Origin of the sequence: Segetibacter sp. 3557_3, assembly GCF_004354985.1 — a bacterium.
Taxonomy (GTDB): Bacteria; Bacteroidota; Bacteroidia; order Chitinophagales; family Chitinophagaceae; genus Segetibacter.
The window spans coordinates 668,663-690,585 of the sequence record NZ_SMSK01000001.1 but is presented as its reverse complement, the minus strand read 5'-3'; the positions used below and the strand labels follow the sequence as shown (position 1 = coordinate 690,585).

Sequence of the window (21,923 nt, the reverse complement as noted above, 5' to 3'; positions counted from 1 at the left end):
CAAAGCATCATCGTTGCCACGTCCGCCCGGCTGACCATTTGGACAGGCTCGGTTCATCGGTGTAGCAGGTGGCATCACCTAAACTGGTCCAGGGTCTAGATTATCCGGCAGGTCACCAGTCTTTTGACTGCACCTGGCTTATGTACTTGTTGCCTAAAAAAACTACAGGGCAGCAAAACGTGCTTTCTTCCATTTGCGGCTAACCTTTATCTTCGTGACATGATTTATAGAAGAGGGACCTGGTTCCCGTTTTTCCTTTTTTTTCTTTGTAGTCAGTATTTCTTAAAAGCACAAATCCCGGTTGTTAACAGCAGCGCCGATATATACCTGCAGCTGAAGAAATTAAATGTTTTGGGAAGTGTATTGTATGTCGCCGCGCACCCCGACGACGAAAACAATGGCTTGCTTCCTTATTTTGCTAAAGAGAAGCTTTACCGTACAGGCTACCTTAGCCTAACCCGCGGCGACGGTGGACAAAACCTTATTGGCAGCGAACAAGGCATTGAACTGGGGCTGATAAGGACGGAAGAATTATTGGCAGCCCGAAGGATAGACGGTGCCGACCAGTTTTTTACCCGTGCATATGAGTTTGGCTTCAGCAAAAGTGCCGCCGAGGCGCTTAAATTCTGGGGCCATGAAAAAATCCTGAGCGACGTTGTTTGGGTAATTCGCCAATACCAGCCCGATGTTATCATAAAACGTTTTCCGCCAGATGCCCGTGCAGGTCATGGCCACCATTCGGCTTCGGCTATTTTAGCCGACGAGGCCTTTACTGCCGCAGCAGATCCAAAACGGTTTCCTGAGCAATTGAAGCTTGGAGTTACGCCCTGGCAGGCAAAACGGATTGTTTGGAACACCTTCAACTTTGGTGGTGCAAACACCACCAGCGAGGATCAGCTCAAAATCGACGTTGGTGGTTTCAACTCCTTGCTTGGTAAAAGTTACGGTGAACTCGGGGGCGAGGCAAGAAGTATGCACAAAAGCCAGGGAGAGGGGCGGCCAAGGCGAAGGGGCCCGGTGATAGAATACTTTATTACAACTGGCGGCGAACCGGCCAAAACCGATCTCATGGATGGGATTGTTTACGACTGGTCGAGGATAAAAGGTGGCGCCGCAATCAAATCAGGGGTCGCCAAAATCGTTGCTAAATACAATTTTGAGCAACCCGAACTTTCTGTGCCGGCACTCGTAAAGTTGTACCAGGCCATTAAAGCCCTGCCGGCCAGCATGTGGAGGAACAAAAAGCTGGAGGAAACCCAGGAGATTATCGAGGCATGCTCAGGTTTGTTTTCCGAAGCAACTACAGGGCAACCATCAGTTGTGCAAGGTGATACGCTCCGGGTAAGCTTCTTTCTGAATAAGCGAAAGGCTACAAATGCAACACTTAAAAACATTCGTCTCGAAGGTTTTGACAGCAGCCTTTCCCTGAGTTTGGGCATTAACCAAAATACCTCTATAAATCAACTGCTGGCAGTATCGCCGGATAAAAAGATCTCACAACCTTATTGGCTCGAAAACCCTCAAACCGAAGGTGCCTTCGAGGTAAACGATCAATCGCTTATTGGTAAAGCGCTTAGTGATCCATCGTTTATGGTAACCTACACCGTTAACATCGGGGGTGTTGATTTTATCATCAACCGACCTGTTCAGTATAAAGTGGTTGATCCTGCAAAAGGCGAATTGTACCAGCCACTCGCAATATTGCCAAAAGTGGAAGTTAATTTCGCTCGCGACAATATGGTTTCGATAAATGGTGCGCCGGTTAAGCCACAGGTACATTTCAAGTCCAACCTACGCGAACAGGCATCGTACCAATTTGCTTTGGGGCATTCGAAGCAGTGGCTTGCTGATCATTCTTCATTCAGCTTTACCACACCAGGTTTAACAGAAAGCTATGCCGCAGCAACACTAACACAACAATCTTCTTCCACCAATTTCGCAGAGCCGTTAACCATCAATTCAGCTGATGGCAGATACCAGGGATTTACGCGGCAGATACCTTATGATCATATTCCCGTTATAACTTATTTTCCAAAGGCAACGGCCAACCTTGTGAAAGCCGACCTGAAAATTGTTGGTAAAAAAGTGGGCTATATTACTGGTGCGGGCGATAAGGTGCCGGACGCACTTACGGCTATGGGTTATGAGGTGACTTTTCTTCACGACAACGACGTTAACATCGACAACCTCAAACAATTTGACGCAATTGTAATTGGAATTCGGGCGCATAATATTTACGAATACCTGAGCAATAAAAACGATATCCTGAATACCTACGTGCAGGAAGGGGGAAACCTGGTTGTGCAATACATGAAGAGTAACCAGGTAGGAACAAAAAGAATTAAGGTGGGACCTTATCCTTTTAGCATAAGTTCGGGATCGCGGGTTACTGAAGAAGATGCTAAGGTTCAGTTTCTTTTACCGGAACATCCGGCTTTGAACTACCCAAACAAAATTACCGACAAAGATTTTGAAGGATGGGTACAGGAGCGTAGCACATACCAGGTAGACCAGGCAGATGGGCGGTACGAAAAGCTCCTGGGAATGAATGATACCAATGAAAAGCAGGGTAATGGTAGCCTCGTAATCGCTAAGTATGGTAAGGGCTATTTTGCTTATGTAAGCCTTGTACTTTTCCGGCAGTTACCGGCCGGAGTTCCCGGGGCTTACCGCTTAATGGCAAACCTGGTTGCCCTACCAAAAAACGATGCCGGCGGGCAAGAGGTTACCGGGAAGGCAAAAACTTCAATGGAATGATATGCAGAAGAGACGAAAAGTTGGTTTTATCACCCTGATAATTATAGGTTTGCTTATTGGGTTCGCCATTAAACGTGTAGCGCTTGGCCTTGTGCTGGGCCTGTTGTTAGGCTTGCTCGCAAGTGGTATGGTTGCAAGCACCAAAAACAAGCATGATCAATAACAGCATCTATGCTTAAGTTATGAATACCTGCAGCCTGTGTTGCTGGTATATTGCTCATCAAGCGTTCTAAACTTTTTAAATGCCTGCACCTCCCGAAATAAGATGGAATTACTGGTACGCAGCTGTGATCATATTCCTGGTGCTTCTAATCGTGTTTTTTACATGGTTTACTAAACATTTTTCATGAGTGGGATAGACTGGGTTGTTCTTTCTTTAACCTTGCTCGGTATAATTGGCTATGGCCTGTATAAAAGCAGTTCTACCCGCAACCTTGAGGGTTACTTTTTAAGTAACCGGAGTATGCCCTGGTACCTGGTGCTTTTAAGCATCATGGGCACCCAGGCAAGTGCCATTACCTTCCTGTCAGCACCGGGCCAGGCTTTTACCGATGGTATGCGTTTCGTTCAATATTACTTCGGCCTTCCTCTCGCAATGGTTGTATTGTGTATCACGTTTGTTCCCCTGTTTGCAAAGCTGAAGGTTTTCACGGCTTACGAATACCTCGAAAAACGCTTCGATCGCAAAACCCGAACGCTGACTTCATTTCTGTTTCTCCTGCAGCGGGGTCTCTCCACAGGGATTAGTATCTACGCACCTTCAATTATCCTGTCGTCGTTATTGGGCTGGAATATTTTCCTGACCAATATTGTTATGGGTGGGTTGCTCATCATTTATACCGTAACCGGAGGAGCCAAAGCTGTTGCATATACCCAGCAGCTCCAGTTGATCATCATTTTCATCGGCATGTTTCTCGCCGGATACATGATTGTTCACCTATTGCCGCAGGACGTGGGTTTTACAGATGCGTTAAAGGTTAGTGGTGCCCTGGGCAAACTAAATGTAATCACAACAGGTGCAGAGAAGGGAAATTTCGATTGGAACGATAAATACAACATGTGGAGCGGGGTGATCGGCGGTTTTTTTCTGGCCCTTTCTTATTTTGGTACCGACCAAAGCCAGGTAGGTCGCTACCTTACGGCAAAAAATACCCGCGAAAGTAAGTTGGGCCTCCTGATCAATGGCCTGATCAAGGTTCCTATGCAATTTGCAATACTCCTGATCGGCGCGCTATTGTTTTCCTTTTACCAATTTAGCCCCGCACCGGTTTTTCACAATAAGGCAGTTGAAACGCAGGCACTCAAAACGCCATTTCGCGACTCCCTTGTTCCAATCAGCAACCAGTATAACCAGTTAAACAAAAGGCAAAATGCGCTGAGCCTTGCATATGTAACCGCGGATAAGGCTGGTGCTGAAGCGGATCGCAATACCATCAGGGACAGTCTTCAGCAGGGCAACAAACAACTCGACAGTCTTCGAACAAATTACCGCGGCTTTATCCGCAAGGCCATGCCTGTTTCCGATAACAACGATACCAATTATATTTTCCTCCGGTTTGTCGTTGATTATCTTCCCGTAGGGCTGGTTGGCCTTTTGATCGCCATCATTTTCCTGGCTGCATGGGGTTCCATTGCCGCAGCCCTTAATTCATTAGCCTCGTGCTCGGTAATTGATTTCCATCTGCGTTTCTGCAAAGAGGATATGCGTAGTGTTTCTGAGGTCGAGATAGGCCAGTATAAAATATCAAAATACTATACGCTTGCATGGGGGGTATTTTCGATTATCGTAGCCGAATTTGCCAATCGAATGGGTAGTCTCATTGAGGCGGTTAACATTCTTGGCTCTCTTTTCTATGGTGTTATCCTTGGCATTTTCCTGGTGGCTTTTTATTTAAAAAATATCAGCGCAAGACCGGTTTTCATTGCAGCAATTATATCTGAAATTGCGATTATTACCCTGTTTGTATTGAATGAATACAAGATTATCGGGCTGAGTTTCCTTTGGCTAAACGTCGCCGGAGCTTTACTGGTAATATTCATTAGCCTGCTGCTGCAAAAGCTTGTCCCATCCAGGCAGGTGAAGCCTGCAATAGCGGGTTAGACTTTGCTTAACGAATACGTTAATTATTCTGACAAAGTTCAACAAGCGCTTGGGGTGCTAATATATTTAGTAAATTGCACGGTAATTCTTTAGCATGTCTGACCGTACACTTGAAAAACTCTCCATACTGGCCGACGCCGCCAAATACGATGTTTCCTGCTCCTCCAGTGGTAGCGACCGCAAGAATAAAGACAAGGGATTGGGTAATGCCAGCAATGGCATTTGTCATGCCTACACCGAAGATGGCCGTTGTGTCTCTTTATTGAAAATCCTTTTAACCAATCACTGCATTTTCGACTGTGCTTATTGCGTGAGCCGAAAAAGCAACGACGTTAAACGAGCTGCCTTTACAGTGCAGGAGGTAGTTGACCTAACCATTAATTTCTACCGGAGAAATTATATTGAAGGTCTGTTTCTTAGTTCCGGCATTTTCAAGAACGCCGATTATACTATGGAACGGTTGGTACTTGTTGCCCGCAAGCTGAGGGAAGAGCATAATTTCAATGGGTATATACACCTGAAAACAATCCCTGGTGCAAGTGACGAACTGTTAAAAGAAGCCGGCTTGTATGCCGACAGGTTAAGCGTAAATGTTGAAATGCCGACTGAGCAAAGCCTTAAGTTGTTAGCCCCCGATAAGAAACGCGAGGACATGATCCAGCCGATGAACTATTTGAAGGGAGCAATCATAGCAAACAGGGAAGAAAAGAAGCTTTTCAAGAAAGCACCGCAGTTTGCCCCGGCCGGTCAAAGTACACAAATGGTCATCGGAGCCACACCTGAGAGCGATCTGGAAGTGTTGTTCATGGCAAGCCAGTTTTATAAGCAGATGCAGTTAAAGCGTGTTTACTATTCAGGCTACGTGCCAATCAGTAACGATAACCGCTTACCGGCAATTGGTACTCCCGTTCCGATGATCAGGGAAAACCGGCTTTACCAGGCCGACTGGCTCATGCGTTTCTACGGCTTTAAAGTTAATGAGATTGTCAGCCCAGAGAACCCACACCTCGATATCGACATTGATCCGAAACTAAGCTGGGCGCTCAGAAATCTGCAGATTTTCCCGGTAGACATTAATAAAGCAGATCTACAGGTGATTATGCGTATCCCCGGCATTGGAGTGCAGTCAGCCAAAAAAATAGTGTCAGCGCGGCAATTTAGCAAGCTTACCTGGGAACACCTGAAGAAAATTGGCATAGCAGTAAACCGGGCACGGTACTTCATTACCTGCCAAAGCAAAGAATTTGAATTGAAAGACCTTATGCCAATGCAAATCAAGCAACGGATTCTTTCGCAGGGCGCAAGCAAATACCAGCCGAATTTTTCACCGCAGATCAAATTGTTTTAATGGTTACGCTTACCTACGACGGAAGTTTCGAAGGTTTACTGACCGCGATATTCGAGATTTATGAATATCGTTTTTCAGATGTATCAATTGTACCTGCAGATAGGGCACAGGCCAATGTTTTCAACGATCACCGGCAATCAACTTCAGATCCGGTGAAAGCTGAGCGGGTTTGGCTCGGGCTTAAGAAAAAAGTCTCCACGGCAGCACTGAACCAGCTGCATCGCGCATTTCTCTCGGAGTTGCCTGGTATCGAAGACAAGCTCTATCAATACGTCCTTTACGTATTCTCCAGTAAGTTGTCGGTGGAGTATGATTATAGCAATTCATTTGTGCTCTTCATTAAACAAACCGATCAAAAAGTCCGGCGTGAAAAACACCGGATGGAAGCGTTTATTCGTTTCCAGTTAACAGGCGACGGCTTGTATTATGCTATCTGTCAACCAGATTACAACGTGCTCCCATTATTACAAAACCATTTCCGCGAGCGGTACGCCGATCAACGATGGCTGATCTATGACAGCACCCGGAAATACGGGATATATTATGACCTCAATACGGTGGAAACGGTCAGTCTATCGTTTTCTGAAGAAGCAGGGAGCGGGAAGAACCTGCAGGCAGTTTTCGACGAGAAAGAAGAATTATACCAACAATTATGGCAGCAGTATTTTACCAGCGTTAATATCGTGGCGAGAAAAAATACAAAGCTTCACCTCCAACACATGCCGCGCCGGTATTGGAAATACCTTACGGAAAAACAAGTGCAATAAAGTCCTAAGTTTGGCAGCCCCGTTAAAAGGCAACCTCTTGAGAAAACCTCTTTTTTTGGTCCGGCAATCACTTAGCCAGGTTAAGAAAAATGTTCGCCCGGCTTGAATTACCCATTTATTCGACTGGGTTCAAAGTCCTGTTTAGCAGGATTCACCTTTTCGTAATCATGTCTGTATGATTTGTTCCAACCCACTTTACCTTCATTTTAATCGTACCTGCCCAACTGCCTGTGTGCTATGCTCGAAAACTTCCGGGATTTGATAAATAGGTTGCTCTTCTTGCCTTGGTTTCATGTGAATTGTTGTAAATTATAGTGGAATTGCGGGATAAACACATGTTAATATCGGTTGACTTGTAGATAATATCTACGTATTACCGGTTCGTACTTATCGGGAACTTTAGCTGAATTATCATTGGTCCTTCTGGCTGTTCATCCTGTAATTTCTTCCAACGGTATTTAAACGATTACTTCCACCTGGGTTTAACATTGCAGAAAGCATTTGTTATTGCCAGTTTTCCAACAATCTAAAAAACCATCGCCATGAGAAAAGCCGTAGTCGTGCTCCTGATTTTGCTTACCGCTCATCTTTTTACCGGGTCACTCGCTGCCCAAACGAGGCAGGTACAGGGTAAGATACGGCAACCGGATGGCAGCCCGGTAGCAGGTGCTTCCATCAACGTCAAAGGGACCACAACTGGTGTTGTGTCCAAGGATGACGGTACCTTTACAATACCCCTTAATGGTAGAGCAACCCTTTTAATTTCTGGTGTCGGTTTCGCCGAACAACAGGTTTCTGCCGATGGTACTCAGCCCATTGATGTGGTGCTCCAAAAATCCGACAAGCAATTGGATGAAGTTGTTGTAACAGCATTTGGTATTAGAAGGGAGAAAAACACACTTCCATATGCCGCTCAAACCATCAGCGGCGAAGAAGTAAACAAAACGCGGATAAGCAACCTGGCAAGTGGCCTGTCGGGCAAAATCTCCGGACTTCAGATTACACAGGGAAATGGCATCGGTGGCTCCGTTAATGTTGTTATTCGTGGGGCAAAATCCCTCACAGGAAATAACCAGGCACTTTTTGTAGTGGATGGCGTGCCCGTAGACAACACGAACAAAAATACAAACGGTCAACGCACGGGTGCAGGTGGTTACGACTACGGGAATGCTGCAGCCGATATTAATCCCGACGATATACAAAGCATCAATGTTCTCAAAGGTGCCGCTGCTTCCGCTTTATATGGTTCGCGTGCAGCTAACGGGGTAATTATGATCACCACCAAAAAGGCCCGCTCGGGCTTAGGTGTCACTGTTAATTCAGGAACCATCATTGGCATGATCGATCCATCAACTTTCGTGAAGTACCAGAAAGAATATGGTGCAGGCCGATCGGATCCATACGACAGAAATGGTTTTTTGTTGGCCGATGTCGATGGCGACGGTACTCCCGATCCCATTGTTCCAACCTTTGCGCCCCGCTCATGGGGGCCACGCTTTGATCCCAACCTAATGGTTTATCACTGGGATGCCTTTGATCCTGCATCGCCGAACTATAAAAAGGCAAAACCCTGGGTTGCGCCTGCCAATGGGCCTGAAACGTTTTATCAAACTTCGGTTTCTACCAATAATAGTGTATACATGGACGGGATGACGGATAAAGGATCATTCAAGCTTGGCTATACCCGAAACGACGAAAGGGGAGTGGTGCCAAATAGCAGGGTACTCAAGAACATTCTCAATTTTGGCTCTACCTACAAGCTTACCGATAAACTAACCGCCAGCGCACTGGTAAACTTTTCAAAAGTGGATGGAAAGGGGCGTTATGGCACGGGCTACGACGGGGGGCGGAACGTAAATGTAACCTTGCGACAGTTTGGGCAGGTAAATGTAGACATGCAGGAGCAGAAAGACGCGTACTTCAGGAACCGTAAAAACATTACCTGGAACTGGTCGGACCCCAAAACTCCTGCAGGCATCTTTCCGGCTTTTTACAACAATATGTATTGGACCGTCTACGAGAACTACGAAACCGATACCCGTACCCGAACATTTGGGAACGTGTCTTTAAATTATACGATAACGGATTGGCTAAACATTCTGGGTCGCGTATCCGTTGACACCTACAACGAAAACCAGGAAGAGCGAACCGCGTTTGGCAGTATCGGTGTATCAGGTTATAATCGTGTTGACCGCAGTTATAGCGAGACAAACTACGACCTGCTTGCCACAGTAGACAGGGAGATCACCAAGGACCTTAAGTTCAACGGACTCGCCGGGATAAACATCCGGAGAAACTCGCTAAGGTCGGTTGCCTCTGCTACTTCCGGCGGTTTAATCGTGCCCGGGCTTTACTACATCGGAAACTCACGAGGCACCATATCAGCGCCTACCGAAGCAAACCAGCCGAAAGCAGTTGATGGCTACTTCGCCGGGGCAACCTTTAGTTACAAAAACCTCTTAACGTTAGATGGCACAATCCGGAGAGACCGCTCTTCTACGTTACCTGAGAATGCCAACGCGTACAACTATTATGCAATTTCTGGCAGTTGGGTTTTTTCGCAACACCTTACAAACGTCAATTGGCTTTCATCCGGTAAACTGCGGGCAAACTATGCCACGGTGGGTAGTGATGCACCCTGGGGTAGTGTAAAAGATGTTTATGATCAGCCGAACCCCGTCGGCAGCACCCTGCTTTTTTCTTTACCGAATACGCAGAATAATGTGAACCTTAGACCCGAGCAAACCAAAAGTAAGGAACTCGGTCTGGAAATGGCTTTCTTGCGCAACAGGATTGGCTTCGACGCTTCGTATTACCATACCAATACGGTTGACCAGATTATTGGGGTCGCCGTTTCTACAGGTACAGGCTTCTCCAACAAAAACATCAATGCCGGTAATGTTGAAAACAAAGGCATTGAATTGTCGATATATGGTTCGCCCATAAGTGGAAAAAATTTCTCCTGGAACATCAATGCAAACTTTACACGCAATCGCAACAAGGTACTTTCGTTGTACAGCGACAGTAAAAATCTTCAACTGGGATCGTTCCAGGGAGGTGTTAGCCTTAATGCCAGCCTCGGTCAGCCTTATGGTATTTTACAGAGTACCACCTTCGAAAGGTTAAATGGCCAACGACTGGTAAATGCAAACGGGCTGTATGTTTTGTCCACCACAACATCCAATGTAATCGGCGATGTAAACCCCGACTGGATCGGGGGCATTTCAAATGCTTTCCGTTATAAAAATGTATCGTTTAGTTTTCTCGTAGACGTACGCAAAGGCGGTGATTTATTCTCCCTTGATATGTACTATGGCCAGGCTTCGGGAATACTTCCCGAGTCTGTAGGCTTAAACGATCTGGGAAATCCAAAACGTAATACGGTAGCGGAAGGTGGCGGTGTCATATTGGAAGGGGTTACAGCCGACGGTAAACCAAATACCAAACGGGTACAAATCAATTCCAACAACAGTTATGTACTGCCGCAATCAGAGTTCGTATATGATGCCAGCTATGTGAAATTAAGGGAAGCATCACTGTCTTACACGGTACCCGCTAAAGCACTAAATAGCATTAGAAGATATGTAAAAGGGATCGACGTTGCCCTTATCGGTAGAAATCTTTGGCTTATACACAAAAACGTTCCGTACGCCGACCCTGAAGAGAATCTTTCTTCGGGTAATGTGCAGGGTTACCAGAGCGGGGCATATCCTACTTCCCGCAGCATTGGCATCAACGTCAAACTTAAATTTTAAAAGATCTCTATGAAACCACTATATAGCGTATTGCTGTCCTTAATTTTTTTGGCAGCCTGTACAAAAGACTTAACCCGTTTCAATAACGAAGAGAAGAGACCTTCGGTAGTTCCCGCGGGCGGCCTGTTTGCAAACGCGGTGAAAAACATTTCTGACGGTCTTGCATCCTCAAGTGTGAACGTAAATGTTTTCAGGCACGTTGTTAAACAATGGGGGCAGGCAGTAATCCAGGAAGAGGCTCAATACGATTTTGTCACCCGCTCAATCCCGCAGGCGTGGTGGACCCGCATGTACAGGGATGTTCTGAATGACCTCAATGAAGCAGCCCGTAACGTTGGCGCAGATGCAGGTTTATTGCCCGCCGTCAAAGAAAACCAGCTGGCAATCATCGATATTATGCAGGTGTATACCTACAATATCCTTGTAAATTCCTTCGGCGATATCCATTATTCAGAAGCACTCAGGAATGATAAATTGTTCCCGGTTTATGATGATGCAAAAACGGTATATGCCGATCTCCTGAAGCGCCTCGCAGCAGATATCAGCAAGCTAAACCCTGCCAGTGGCAGTTTCGCGACAACCGAAGATTTTCTTTATCAGGGAAATGTTAACCAGTGGATTGCTTTTGCAAATGCACTGTACATGAAAATGGGTATGACGATCGCCGATGTTGACAATGCTACAGCCAGGTCAATAGTGGAGGCCTCAGATGCAAAGGCAATCTCATCGCCTGCTGCAAATGCTGTCTTCAAGTACCTTGCTACCCCGCCCAACAACAATCCCTTGTACGACCAGTTGGTGCTCGCAGGCCGTACCGATTATATAGCTGCCAAAGATCTTATGGACGTGCTCAATGGAATGGCTGATCCACGGAAGCCGCAATTTTTTGGTACCAACAACGTAGGGATGTATGTTGGCGCAGTAGTTGGCCAGGCGAGTAGCTTTGCAGGTACTTCCAAACCAAGCGCAAAGGTTGCTGCCCCGGATGCACCCAACCTCCTGGCCGACTATGTGGAAACAGAATTTTTCAGGGCGGAAGCAAAGGAACGGGGGTATAATGTTGCCGGCACAGCAGAGCAGCACTATAATAATGCAATCAGGGCTTCAATCACCTGGTGGGGCGGAACAAACACCGAAGCGGATGTTTACCTTGCACGTCCCGACGTGGCTTACCAGACCGCCGCAGGAAACTGGAAGCAAAAAATCGGATTTCAAAAGTGGATAGCCTTATACAACAGGCCATTTGATGGCTGGACGGAAATGCGCAGATTGGACGCCCCCATATTGCCCCCACCGGTTGGAGCAAGATCAGGATTTCCGAACCGGCTAACTTATCCTGCAAACGAGCAACAGCTAAATGGAACCAATTATACCAACGCAGCTAAAGCCATCGGTGGCGATAAGGTCGAAACAAAATTGTTTTGGGACATCTTTTAAGAGCGTCGTCTACTTTTGATGTCGCCGATGCACCGTCTTTTTGGTTTTTTAACCTTCCTAATCTCAACCCAAATTCCTTTCAAAATAATGGTAAAATCAATCTCCTTCCTGTTGCTGGTATTCGGCTTTTTAACCACCAGGGCACAATCGAAGTACCCCGACCCGGTTGAAGGCGACTTCCTGGTAAAAAATTTTGTATTCGAGAGTAAGGAGACCCTGCCGCAGTTAAATCTGCATTATTATACTGTCGGCGAACCAAAAAAGGGAAAGGATGGGCAGGTAAACAATGCCGTACTGATGATGCACGGCACTACTGGTATTGGGCGGCCATGGATGAACAATATTTTTGGCGCAGGCGAATTATTGGACGCCACAAAGTACTACATTATCTTCCCTGATGCAATCGGTCACGGCAAGTCGGGCAAGCCAAGTGATGGGATGCACATGCGGTTTCCTAAATATACTTACAACGATATGGTGAAGGCCCAGCACCTCCTCCTTACAAAACACCTTGGTATCAACCACCTCCGCCTGGTCACAGGCACTTCTATGGGGGGCATGCACACCTGGGTGTGGGGCTATACTTACCCCGACTTCATGGATGCACTGATGCCACTGGCCAGCCTGCCGGTTGAAATAGCCGGACGCAACCGGTTGATCCGAAAAATGGCCATCGACCTGATACAAATGGATCCTGAATGGAAGGGCGGTGACTATACCAGCCAGCCCAAAGTTGGGCTAACCGGTGCAATCTCATCGCTCATCTTCATGACCAGTAGCGCCCTTCAAATGCAAAAGAATGCCCCAACCCGGGAACAATCCGAGGCAATGCTCGAAAGAACCAGGACACGTTACCTCTCGCTGCTTGACGCAAACGATATGATCTATGCTTTTGATGCTTCAAGATTTTACAATCCTGCCCCTCACCTCGATAAGATCAAGGCACCGCTTTTCGCAATTAACTCTGCTGATGACGAAGTGAACCCGCCAGAATTGGGTTTAATGGAAGAGCATTTACCTAAAGTTAAAAAAGGCCGCTACATCCTTATTCCAACTTCCATTAACACCAGCGGCCATGGTACACACTCTAATCCAGGGCTTTGGGGCGAGTACCTGAAAGAACTTTTGGCGCTTACAGAAAAGAAATAGCTAATGCGGCAAATGGGAGCTGCTCACGGACAATACCGGCCATATTGGGGTACCTACACCTGGCCCGGCATTTTGCTCATATCCATGTACAACACATTCCAGCGGTGACCGTCCGGGTCGGCAAAGCCACAACCATACATCCAGCCTTGTCGTTCCTGCGGGAGCCCGAAAACTGTACCACCGGCATCTTCTGCCTTGGTTGCCATCTCCTCAACTTCATCCCTGCTTTCAGCATCAAGCGAAAAAAGCACCTCCGATCCCTCGCTGGTGTTTACAAGTTCATTGCCTGTAAACGAACTGAAGGTATCTTCGGTAAAAAGCATTACCACAACCTGCTTATCCCCAACAAGAAAACTTGCAGATTGGTCACTGTTGCCATAACGCTCATTTAATTTAAAACCAATAGCCGTAAAAAACGCTTTCGACCGGGCAATGTCTTTAACCGGAAGGTTGATCCATATTTGCTTTGTCATAATGGGATGGTTTATAATGGTCCACAAAGCTGCTGTAAAAAATCAGGTTTAAAGGGGTGGCAATCCGCCATTTGAAGGTAAGATTACACCACTTGCAGGTAATTGTAACTCCAATGTCCGTTCCACTACTCTGGCGAGGGCCATACACGGCTTAAATTTGTTTAATAGATGGGCTCCGATTTACATTCGCCTCGTCCGGCTTTAAAGGATCGCTTATTTAATACACGTTTGTTTGTTGGATATACACCGTTTAACATTGGTCACGTGGCTTGTTTAGCAACAACCAGCCAGCAATAATATCAACGGGTGACTGTTATTTGCCCAAAAATGCTTAGTTTGTAATACAACTTATAACCATGAAGTACTGCATGCTTCTATCTTTATTGATCAGCTACACGGCCGTTCAATCACAGGAGATCAAATTGTACAAACCAGGTGGTCTTGCAGCTTTAGAAAGTAAAAAGGAGTATATCGCGCCAAAGCCACTAATGGTTAAGCCGGCTCAAATCCGGCAGCAAGCCAACGGCTCCATGCCGGTACTCAGGATGGAAAATAAAGCAAAGCTCAGTGAAAAAACCAGGGACGGATCTGAGATCTACATCATGCTCACCGATAACATGCCATGCCTCGTTCCTGCTCCTGGTGCAAACGCAAAAATGCCCGGTGTAGACAAACGTTCAAAAGAAAGTCTGCTGCAGGTTGTTCCACAGAAATAAAACAAGGCCTGTTTACCAGCAAAACGATCGCTCGAACGCGCATCCGATAACCGGGGAATTTTTTTTGGTGACCAGCGAAAAATCATTGGGCATCATCGTTGCTACGCTCAGTTCATCGGCAAACCATTGTTCATCTTTATTTCTTCCTCGAAAATGTTGCTACCCCCTCGGAACACCCAACGGATTAGTAGCTGATGTCTGTTAAACGTAGAGGAAGTTTTAACACCAACATAGACCAACATTCCTGTTCCCCAACCCATTTTTGCCCTAACTTCGCCGGCGAAACAAGCTTTATGAAGAAAACCCATATTATTTTATTGGTATTAATAGCAGTTTCGATTGCAGTGCTCATCAGTTTTATGGGCGATATCACCACTTATGATACCGTAACATCTGCAAAAGAAAAACCCGGCAAATTTGTCCACCTGATTGCCAAAATGGAGAAAAACTCCATGCAGTACGACCCCATTAAAAATCCCAATTACCTCACATTTGTCGCTGTCGACTCACTTGGAAACAGCATTAATGTGGTCTACAACAATACCAAACCCACCGATATCGAAAAAAGTGAGCGGCTGGTACTCAAGGGAAAGGTCCAGGACGGCCAGTTTGAGTGTAAGGATATCTTGTTAAAATGTCCTTCAAAATACAAAGACGATATGAACGCCGCCCAAAAACAACTTCAGCCGGCAGCGTCAATGACTAATTAGTTAATAGCAAGAAAAGATAAATAAGCGGACATGGAATTTGTTGGTGAGCATTTACTTCCGGGGCAGATTGGACATTTTTTCGTAATTCTTTCATTAGTGGCTTCATTGATAGCCACTTTTGCTTTTTTTAAGGCTACCAATGCCGAAGCAAGTCTTAAATCAGGCTGGCTAAAGTTGGCCAGGCTGGCTTTTTACGCCGAAACCATATCGGTACTGGCAGTGTTTGCTGCCTTGTATTACATCATCTCGAATCACCTCTTTGAATATAAGTATGCCTGGCAACACAGTAGTCGTGCACTACAGGTGGAGTATTTATTGAGTTGTTTTTGGGAAGGGCAGGAGGGTAGCTTTATGCTTTGGAGCTTCTGGCATTGTGTACTGGGACTAATCCTGATTGCACGGGCAAAAAGATGGGAGGCCCCGGTGATGACCGTTGTTAGTTTTGCCCAGTTTTGTCTCGCAACGATGCTTATAGGTATTTACTTTTTCGGAACGAAGGTGGGCAGCAGTCCGTTTGTACTTTTACGCAACGAAACCCCCGGACCAATTTTTTCACAACCCAATTACCTTGAATTTATTCGCGATGGCAATGGCTTAAATGCGTTGCTTCAAAACTACTGGATGGTAATCCATCCACCGGTACTCTTTCTTGGGTTTGCTTCCACATTGATCCCCTTTGCCTATGCAATGGCCGGCTTATGGACGCGCGACCATAAAGGCTGGGCGGTTCCCGCTATTCCATGGGCAGCTTTTTCAACTGCCGTCCTCGGTGTCGGTATCATGATGGGAGCAGCCTGGGCATATGAGAGTCTCACCTTTGGCGGTTATTGGGCCTGGGATCCGGTTGAAAATGCATCCCTTGTTCCATGGCTCGTTATGGTAGGCGGAATGCATACCAACCTGGTTTACCGGAGCAGTGGCTATTCGCTACGTGCCACCTACTTTTTCTACATTGTCAGCTTCCTTCTGGTGCTGTATTCAACTTTCCTTACCCGGAGCGGCGTACTGGGTGATACTTCAGTTCATGCGTTTACTGATCTCGGCATGAATTTGCAATTGGTACTGTTCATTCTTGTTTTTTTGGTTCCCGCTTTTTGGTTATTGATTGCGCGACGGAAAGAAATTCCGGCGATCCACAAGGAAGAGAATACCTACAGCAGGGAGTTTTGGATGTTTATCGGTTCCTTAGTCCTCTTTTTATCGGCACTCGTCATAATAGTATCTACCTCGCTCCCCGTCTTCAACAAGATATTCGGGACTAAGTGGGCTGTTGGCGAAGATGCTGAAGGCTTTCACAACCAGGTACAAATTTTCGTCGCCATTATACTTGGTCTGCTTACGGGTGTTACACAATACCTGAAGTATAAAGACACACCGCGTTCCTATATCCGCAAGCACCTTTATCTTCCCCTTTTCGTTTCTTTGGCAGTCTCCTTATGCATCAGTATTTGGGGCAATATTGATTATGACCAAAAAGGAATAGGTTTTCTTGCGGCGATTCACCTGGCGATATTCGCATCAGTTTATTCTGTTATCGGTAATGCAGGCTACATCCTGCTTGTGTTACGCGGACGGGTAAGGGCGGCCGGTGCATCTGTTGCTCACATTGGCTTTGGACTGGTGCTGGTTGGGATTTTAATCTCCTCTTCAACTAAGGAGATATTAAGCCATAATACAACCGGCATGTCACCGCTCAAAATTGGTGAAAAGGAAAGCCCGCTTGAAAACATTACCCTGGTAAAAGGTCTTGCAACTGACATGGGCAGGTATACAGCCACCTATGTAAAAGATACCTTAAATGAGCGCGACCGCAAAAGGTATTATGAAATCAACTTCAAAAGTAAAAACGGCAAAGAAGAGTTTAGTTTGTTTCCCGACATTATCGAAAACAATAAGGGTTCAGAAGGTGTCACACCTAATCCTGATGCCCGGCATTACTGGAACAGGGATATCTTTACTTATTTAACCTTCCTTGGAGATCCTGAAAAGATCAGAGCAAAGGATACGTCGACTTTCCGGGAGAAAGTGGTGCGGATTGGCGATACCATTTTCTATTCAAATGGCCTTATCATCATGAACAAGGTAGTTATCAACCCGCAAAGCGACAAACACCAGTTTACTGCGGCTGACACCGCATTAGCGCTTGATATGACGGTGATATCAAAAGAGGGTAACCGTTTTACAGCACAACCGCTGTTGAAAGTTGAAAACGGGATGGTTGAGGTTATTCCTGATACGGTGATGGCGCAAAGTCTTGTGCTTACTTTCAACAAGGTCCAGGATCAACAAAAAGGATTACTTGAAATGGGCATAAAAGAAACGAGTGGAGTGCTCGATTTTGTTACCCTCAAGGTTTATGAGTTTCCATTTATAAATGTGCTTTGGATAGGTGTAATCGTTATGATGATTGGACTCTTTATGAGCATTTTTCAACGTCTTAAACGGTCTTCAGCACTGCGGGCATCTTAAGCTTAGCACTTTCTAACACTTACGAAATTACCAGGCGGAAGCAACTAAACGGGCTTCCGCCTTTTTATTTAGTCGCCGGAATGGATCGGTTGCGCCGGCTGGCAAGAATAGAATCAGCTTTCGCCTTTGCAGTTGACAATAAGTTACTGTCGCAATCGTTTTTAAGCTGAACGACACCATCGTTCACCTTGCCTTCCATTTGTAAATATGCAGCCCTTTTCAGGTATTCCACATCTTGTTTCTGTTTACACGAGCAAACGCTAATGAGTAGGGTAGATAGAATCAGCTTTAACATCCTGTATTTTTATTAAAGAGTCAACCATCCCGGGTACCCGTTCGTACATAGCTTTTTCGCAATCCTGCTGAATTTGCTCGTATGCCGAGTCGATTTTTCTGCTTGCAACAGAATCCATAGATTGCTGAAAAATCGCCGGATCATACGATCCCTCAGCTGAACAGGAGATCGCAAGAGGGATGGTTAAATATATCACAACCCGGGTTACATTCATATGTTTTAAGTATTAGTGAGTAGTAGGATATATAAATTTACAACGCCTGACATCAGATGTTTTTAAAACGTAAGTTGCTACATATACTCGCCGGTTTTTCGCTGGCCTTTTTTGTGTCATCCAGCGTAGGTGCACAAGCTCAGCCGCAGGATACCCTAAAGGTTTATGCATTCATCGTAAACGGCGATACCATTCCGGGTGGCCGGCTTGCCGATGTTGCTGTTCATACCCGCATCCAGGAGAAGTGGCGGAAGTATTGGGCTGAATGGACCCGGCTTAGGAACGCTGTATATGTCACCTTTCCGTATGCCAGAGCCGCCGGTCGTATTATGAACGAGGTAAATGCAGAATTGAACGGGGTTACAGATGAGAAGCTTCGTAGAGCAATCATCCGGAAACGGGAGAAGGATCTCAAACGCGAATTCACCAGCAAGCTTACACAACTTTCCATTTACCAGGGAAAGGTACTTATGAAACTCATAAACCGCGAAACCGGCAATAATTGTTTTGAAATTATTAAAGAATATAAAGGTGGCTTCAATGCGGGGTTGTGGCAAACGATAGCAATAGTAGTCGGAAGTAACCTCAAGCAGGCCTATGATCCCAATGACCGTAGTAACAATGATCATGATATCGAACTGATCGTACGCGATGTTGAACGTATGTACGGCCTGCGTGGCTAGCCGATAATGCTTGCTTGTACAAACATATGAACAACGTGCAAACCCCTTGAATAATCGTTCATCAACTTAGCCCGATACTCATTATCCCACCCACACTGCTTCTTTCCACAGAAAGCAAGCAGGTTAATGCCGACTTTCCTATACAAACTTCTGTAGTGATTGCTCAATGTGAGAAAACGACTGGAATTCAATATTTTGAATTCTGCGCATCATTAAGATATAATTAAAACTCGGGACGAAATGATGTGCTTAGAGCTGTATTGTCACACAAGTCTCAGAAATGTGCGTAAACCAGCATTATGAGCTGATAATGAACAAAGATTGTTGGAATCTGTTAGATGCCTTAACGTTCCTCTATGACGAAAAAGTTTACCTTGCAGCCTCCTAAATGTTTCGGTGCCTATGCATGAAAAATTCTACCTGCTTGCTTTTGGTGTTCACCCCGATGATGTAGAACTTGGATGTGCAGGAACGATTTTAGCTGCTGTTGCAGAAGGCAAAAAAGTTGGTGTAGTAGATCTTACGCGCGGAGAACTTGGTACTCGGGGTTCTGCCGAAACGAGGAAACAGGAAGCTGCAGATGCTGCACTTGTCATGGGGATAGCGGTAAGAGAAAACCTTGGGATGGCCGACGGCTTTTTTGAGAATAATGAAGAGAATAAGCGCAAAATTATCCAGGTCATCAGGAAATATAGGCCGGAGATTGTATTAGCTAACGCACCAAGCGACCGTCACCCTGATCATGGAAGAAGTTCAAAGCTTTTAACCGAAGCGTCTTTTCTTTCGGGTTTAAGAAAGGTAATCACTTTAGATAACGGTCTTGAACAAGAAGCCTGGAGACCCAAATACGTTTTTTTCTACATCCAGGATCGCTACCTCGAACCGACTTTCCTGGTTGACATATCCAGGGTTCACGATAAGAAAATCGAGGCCATAGCCTGTTACAAAACACAGTTTTACAATCCTGACCTTGACGAACCCCAAACCTATCTTTCAAGTCCTGAGTTCTTAGAGGCCATTAAAGGCAGAGCGATGATATTCGGTAAAAGAATTGGCGTCGCATTTGCAGAAGGCTTCATATCAGAGAAAAGCATCGGCATTTCAAGTTTTGATATGCTGATCCAGAAAAACACCTGATTGTGGTGCACAAAGACACTAAGCAGGAATAAAAAACGCATTTACGCATTAAACAGAATAAATATGGCTACTCCCAAATTCCCAACTCAAAAATCTTTTCATGGAGAACTAAAAAGCAGGATAGGAGAATACTTTAAGCAAAAAGGTAAATCGACCACGGGTAATTCAAATCTATACATAAAAGCGATCATACTTGTTTCGGCCCTTCTTTCCGTGTATGTCCACCTGGTGTTCTTTACCCCACCTGCTTTTTGGGCAGTAATTGAGAGTGCATTTTTCGGGTGCATTATTGCAGCAATTGGTTTTAATGTAATGCATGATGGGGCACATGGTAGCTTCAGCCGTTTTCAATGGATCAACAATCTTGCGTCTAACCTTGCCAACTTTCTGGGTGCAAGTCAGCATATGTGGAAGTCTAAACACAATATTATTCACCACACTTATACAAATATCCACGGTGTTGATGACGATATTGAAGCTCGTCCACTATTGCGTCTTTGTGATGAACAGGTGCATTATAAAATACATCGCTATCAGCACGTATACTTTCCTGCAGCTTACTCACTACTATATATCTACTGGATTTTTGTTACGGACTACACAAAGTATTTCCGTGGAAAGATTGGTAATATACCCCTACGTAAGATGACTGTTAAAGAACATATCTCGTTTTGGTTTTATAAGCTGGCACATGCTTTCATATTCGTTGCACTTCCAATCTACATGGTTGGTTTCACAGCATGGATCATCGGTTTTCTTACTATGGGACTTGTTGCTGGGTTTGTATTAAGTATCGTGTTTCAGTTAGCACATACTGTTGAGCATACCCATTTTCCATTGCCAAATGAAGCTACCGGTAAAATGGAAGATGAATGGGCAATTCACCAGATTAAAACCACTGCAAACTTTGCAACCCGGAATAAAGTAATCTCATGGCTGGTCGGTGGTCTCAATTTTCAAATCGAGCACCACCTTTTTCCTAAGATTTCACACGTTCACTATCCTCAGATCAGTAAAATCATCAGGCAGGCTTGTCAGGACTTTAATATTGAATATGTAGAATATCCCAAACTGCGCCAGGCTGTTGCTTCACACGTAACTTACTTACGTCAACTCGGTAAGGCTTCGTAACTCCAGGATATCAGCGATAGATATTATAATGGAATGCGTTTTCGCATTCCATTTTTTATGGGGCAGATTTCTCGTTTAAAGTCCGGTTCAGGATACTACCCCTGAGATTTCTACCTCCGAAACGAGCCTGTGCCTTAGTGCATAAATCAGTACTCCAACAGCATTCTTAACACCCATTTTTTCCAGAATTCTTGTCCGGTAACCTTCAACAGTCCGTTTGCTTAAATACAACTGATCGGCAATTGACTGCGCTGTAAATTGGCAACAGATAAGTTTTATAATTTCGATTTCGCGATCGGAAAATGCAACGGGCTTATGTTTCTTGAAGGGATTAAAGCTGCTCTTCAATATCATAGCGGCAAGTTTCGACGACGTTTGGCTGCAGTAGTATGTTTTGTCCAGATAAACATCCTGTATCGCCTGGATCACCTCAGATTTATCGGCATTCTTCAGCAGGTATCCTTTTGCGCCGGCTTCCAGCATTTCTACAATTTGTTTTTCTTCGTCAGACATTGACAAGGCAATGATCTTCAAGTCTGGAAATTTCTGTATAATATGCCTGGTCGCTTCAATTCCATCACACCGTGGCATTTTGATGTCAGTAATTACCACCTCCGGTTGCGTTTTCTCTACCACCTCAATCAATTCTATCCCATCGCTTGCCTGACCCTCGAGGCTGAAACCCGCTTGCCTGGAGAGCATCAATGCAAGGCCATCACGAAAAATTTCATGATCATCTGCAATAACAAGTCTGATTGGGTAAGCCATAGCACAAGGTTCC

17 protein-coding genes are annotated in these 21,923 nt (G+C 45.4%); 14 read left to right on the top strand and 3 right to left on the bottom strand.

What is annotated here, in order from left to right; translation table 11 throughout:
- Positions 1 to 219 precede the first annotated feature (219 nt).
- The 8 genes from EXU57_RS02405 (at position 220) to EXU57_RS02375 (ending at position 13,314) form a co-directional block, all read left to right on the top strand.
- Positions 220 to 2,757, top strand: a complete 2,538-nt coding sequence (locus EXU57_RS02405) for a PIG-L family deacetylase (RefSeq protein ID WP_133266561.1) — start codon at positions 220 to 222, stop codon at positions 2,755 to 2,757.
- Between the two features lies 1 nt (position 2,758).
- A complete protein-coding gene (locus tag EXU57_RS24945) occupies positions 2,759 to 2,920 on the top strand; it encodes a hypothetical protein (RefSeq protein WP_165958003.1) in 162 nt (53 codons plus the stop codon).
- A gap of 183 nt (positions 2,921 to 3,103) precedes the next feature.
- A complete protein-coding gene (locus EXU57_RS02400; protein ID WP_133266560.1) occupies positions 3,104 to 4,858 on the top strand; it encodes a sodium:solute symporter in 1,755 nt (584 codons plus the stop codon).
- 94 nt (positions 4,859 to 4,952) lie between these two features.
- Positions 4,953 to 6,206 carry a putative DNA modification/repair radical SAM protein gene (locus EXU57_RS02395; protein ID WP_133266559.1) on the top strand — a complete coding sequence of 418 codons (1,254 nt, stop codon included), beginning with the start codon at positions 4,953 to 4,955 and terminating at the stop codon, positions 6,204 to 6,206.
- The gene (locus EXU57_RS02390) at positions 6,206 to 6,973 is read left to right on the top strand and encodes a TIGR03915 family putative DNA repair protein (RefSeq protein WP_133266558.1); all 768 of its coding nucleotides are present in this window, start codon (positions 6,206 to 6,208) and stop codon (positions 6,971 to 6,973) included. The genes EXU57_RS02395 and EXU57_RS02390 overlap by 1 nt, the downstream gene beginning before the upstream one ends.
- 542 nt (positions 6,974 to 7,515) lie before the next feature.
- Positions 7,516 to 10,728, top strand: coding sequence for a SusC/RagA family TonB-linked outer membrane protein (locus EXU57_RS02385; RefSeq protein ID WP_133266557.1), 3,213 nt, complete (start codon positions 7,516 to 7,518; stop codon positions 10,726 to 10,728).
- 9 nt (positions 10,729 to 10,737) lie between these two features.
- Positions 10,738 to 12,165, top strand: coding sequence for a SusD/RagB family nutrient-binding outer membrane lipoprotein (locus tag EXU57_RS02380; RefSeq protein ID WP_133266556.1), 1,428 nt, complete (start codon positions 10,738 to 10,740; stop codon positions 12,163 to 12,165).
- Positions 12,166 to 12,252: 87 nt separating this feature from the next.
- Positions 12,253 to 13,314, top strand: a complete 1,062-nt coding sequence (locus EXU57_RS02375; protein ID WP_133266555.1) for an alpha/beta fold hydrolase — start codon at positions 12,253 to 12,255, stop codon at positions 13,312 to 13,314.
- Positions 13,315 to 13,367: 53 nt separating this feature from the next.
- On the opposite strand, the gene EXU57_RS02370 is transcribed toward EXU57_RS02375, so the two are convergent.
- Positions 13,368 to 13,787, bottom strand: coding sequence for a VOC family protein (locus tag EXU57_RS02370; protein ID WP_133266554.1), 420 nt, complete (start codon positions 13,785 to 13,787; stop codon positions 13,368 to 13,370).
- A gap of 356 nt (positions 13,788 to 14,143) precedes the next feature.
- Here EXU57_RS02370 and EXU57_RS02365 point away from each other — a divergent pair, with 356 nt between their 5' ends.
- From EXU57_RS02365 to ccsA, 3 genes are all read left to right on the top strand, one after another.
- Positions 14,144 to 14,503, top strand: coding sequence for a hypothetical protein (locus tag EXU57_RS02365; protein WP_133266553.1), 360 nt, complete (start codon positions 14,144 to 14,146; stop codon positions 14,501 to 14,503).
- A 293-nt stretch (positions 14,504 to 14,796) separates the two neighbouring features.
- Entirely contained in the window at positions 14,797 to 15,213 is a 417-nt protein-coding gene (locus tag EXU57_RS02360; protein ID WP_133266552.1) for a cytochrome c maturation protein CcmE, read from the top strand.
- Positions 15,214 to 15,243: 30 nt separating this feature from the next.
- Complete coding sequence (gene ccsA / locus EXU57_RS02355; protein WP_133266551.1) at positions 15,244 to 17,682, top strand: cytochrome c biogenesis protein CcsA; 2,439 nt, start codon at positions 15,244 to 15,246, stop codon at positions 17,680 to 17,682.
- A 64-nt stretch (positions 17,683 to 17,746) separates the two neighbouring features.
- On the opposite strand, the gene EXU57_RS02350 is transcribed toward ccsA, so the two are convergent.
- Positions 17,747 to 17,977, bottom strand: a complete 231-nt coding sequence (locus EXU57_RS02350; protein WP_133266550.1) for a hypothetical protein — start codon at positions 17,975 to 17,977, stop codon at positions 17,747 to 17,749.
- A gap of 270 nt (positions 17,978 to 18,247) precedes the next feature.
- On the opposite strand from EXU57_RS02350, the gene EXU57_RS02345 reads away from it, so the two are divergent.
- The 3 genes from EXU57_RS02345 to EXU57_RS02335 all read left to right on the top strand — a co-directional run bounded on the left by EXU57_RS02345 (position 18,248) and on the right by EXU57_RS02335 (position 21,142).
- Positions 18,248 to 18,874: a DUF4294 domain-containing protein gene (locus EXU57_RS02345; RefSeq protein ID WP_133266549.1), complete on the top strand. Its 627-nt coding sequence runs from the start codon at positions 18,248 to 18,250 to the stop codon at positions 18,872 to 18,874.
- A 402-nt stretch (positions 18,875 to 19,276) separates the two neighbouring features.
- A complete protein-coding gene (gene bshB1 / locus EXU57_RS02340) occupies positions 19,277 to 20,011 on the top strand; it encodes a bacillithiol biosynthesis deacetylase BshB1 (RefSeq protein ID WP_133266548.1) in 735 nt (244 codons plus the stop codon).
- A gap of 63 nt (positions 20,012 to 20,074) precedes the next feature.
- Positions 20,075 to 21,142 (top strand): fatty acid desaturase family protein, encoded by a 1,068-nt coding sequence (locus tag EXU57_RS02335; RefSeq protein WP_133266547.1) that lies wholly within the window; start codon positions 20,075 to 20,077, stop codon positions 21,140 to 21,142.
- Between the two features lie 87 nt (positions 21,143 to 21,229).
- Here the strand turns inward: EXU57_RS02335 and EXU57_RS02330 are convergent, their stop codons facing one another.
- On the bottom strand, positions 21,230 to 21,910 hold the full coding sequence (locus EXU57_RS02330; RefSeq protein ID WP_133266546.1) for a response regulator transcription factor: 681 nt from the start codon (positions 21,908 to 21,910) through the stop codon (positions 21,230 to 21,232).
- Positions 21,911 to 21,923 lie beyond the last annotated feature (13 nt).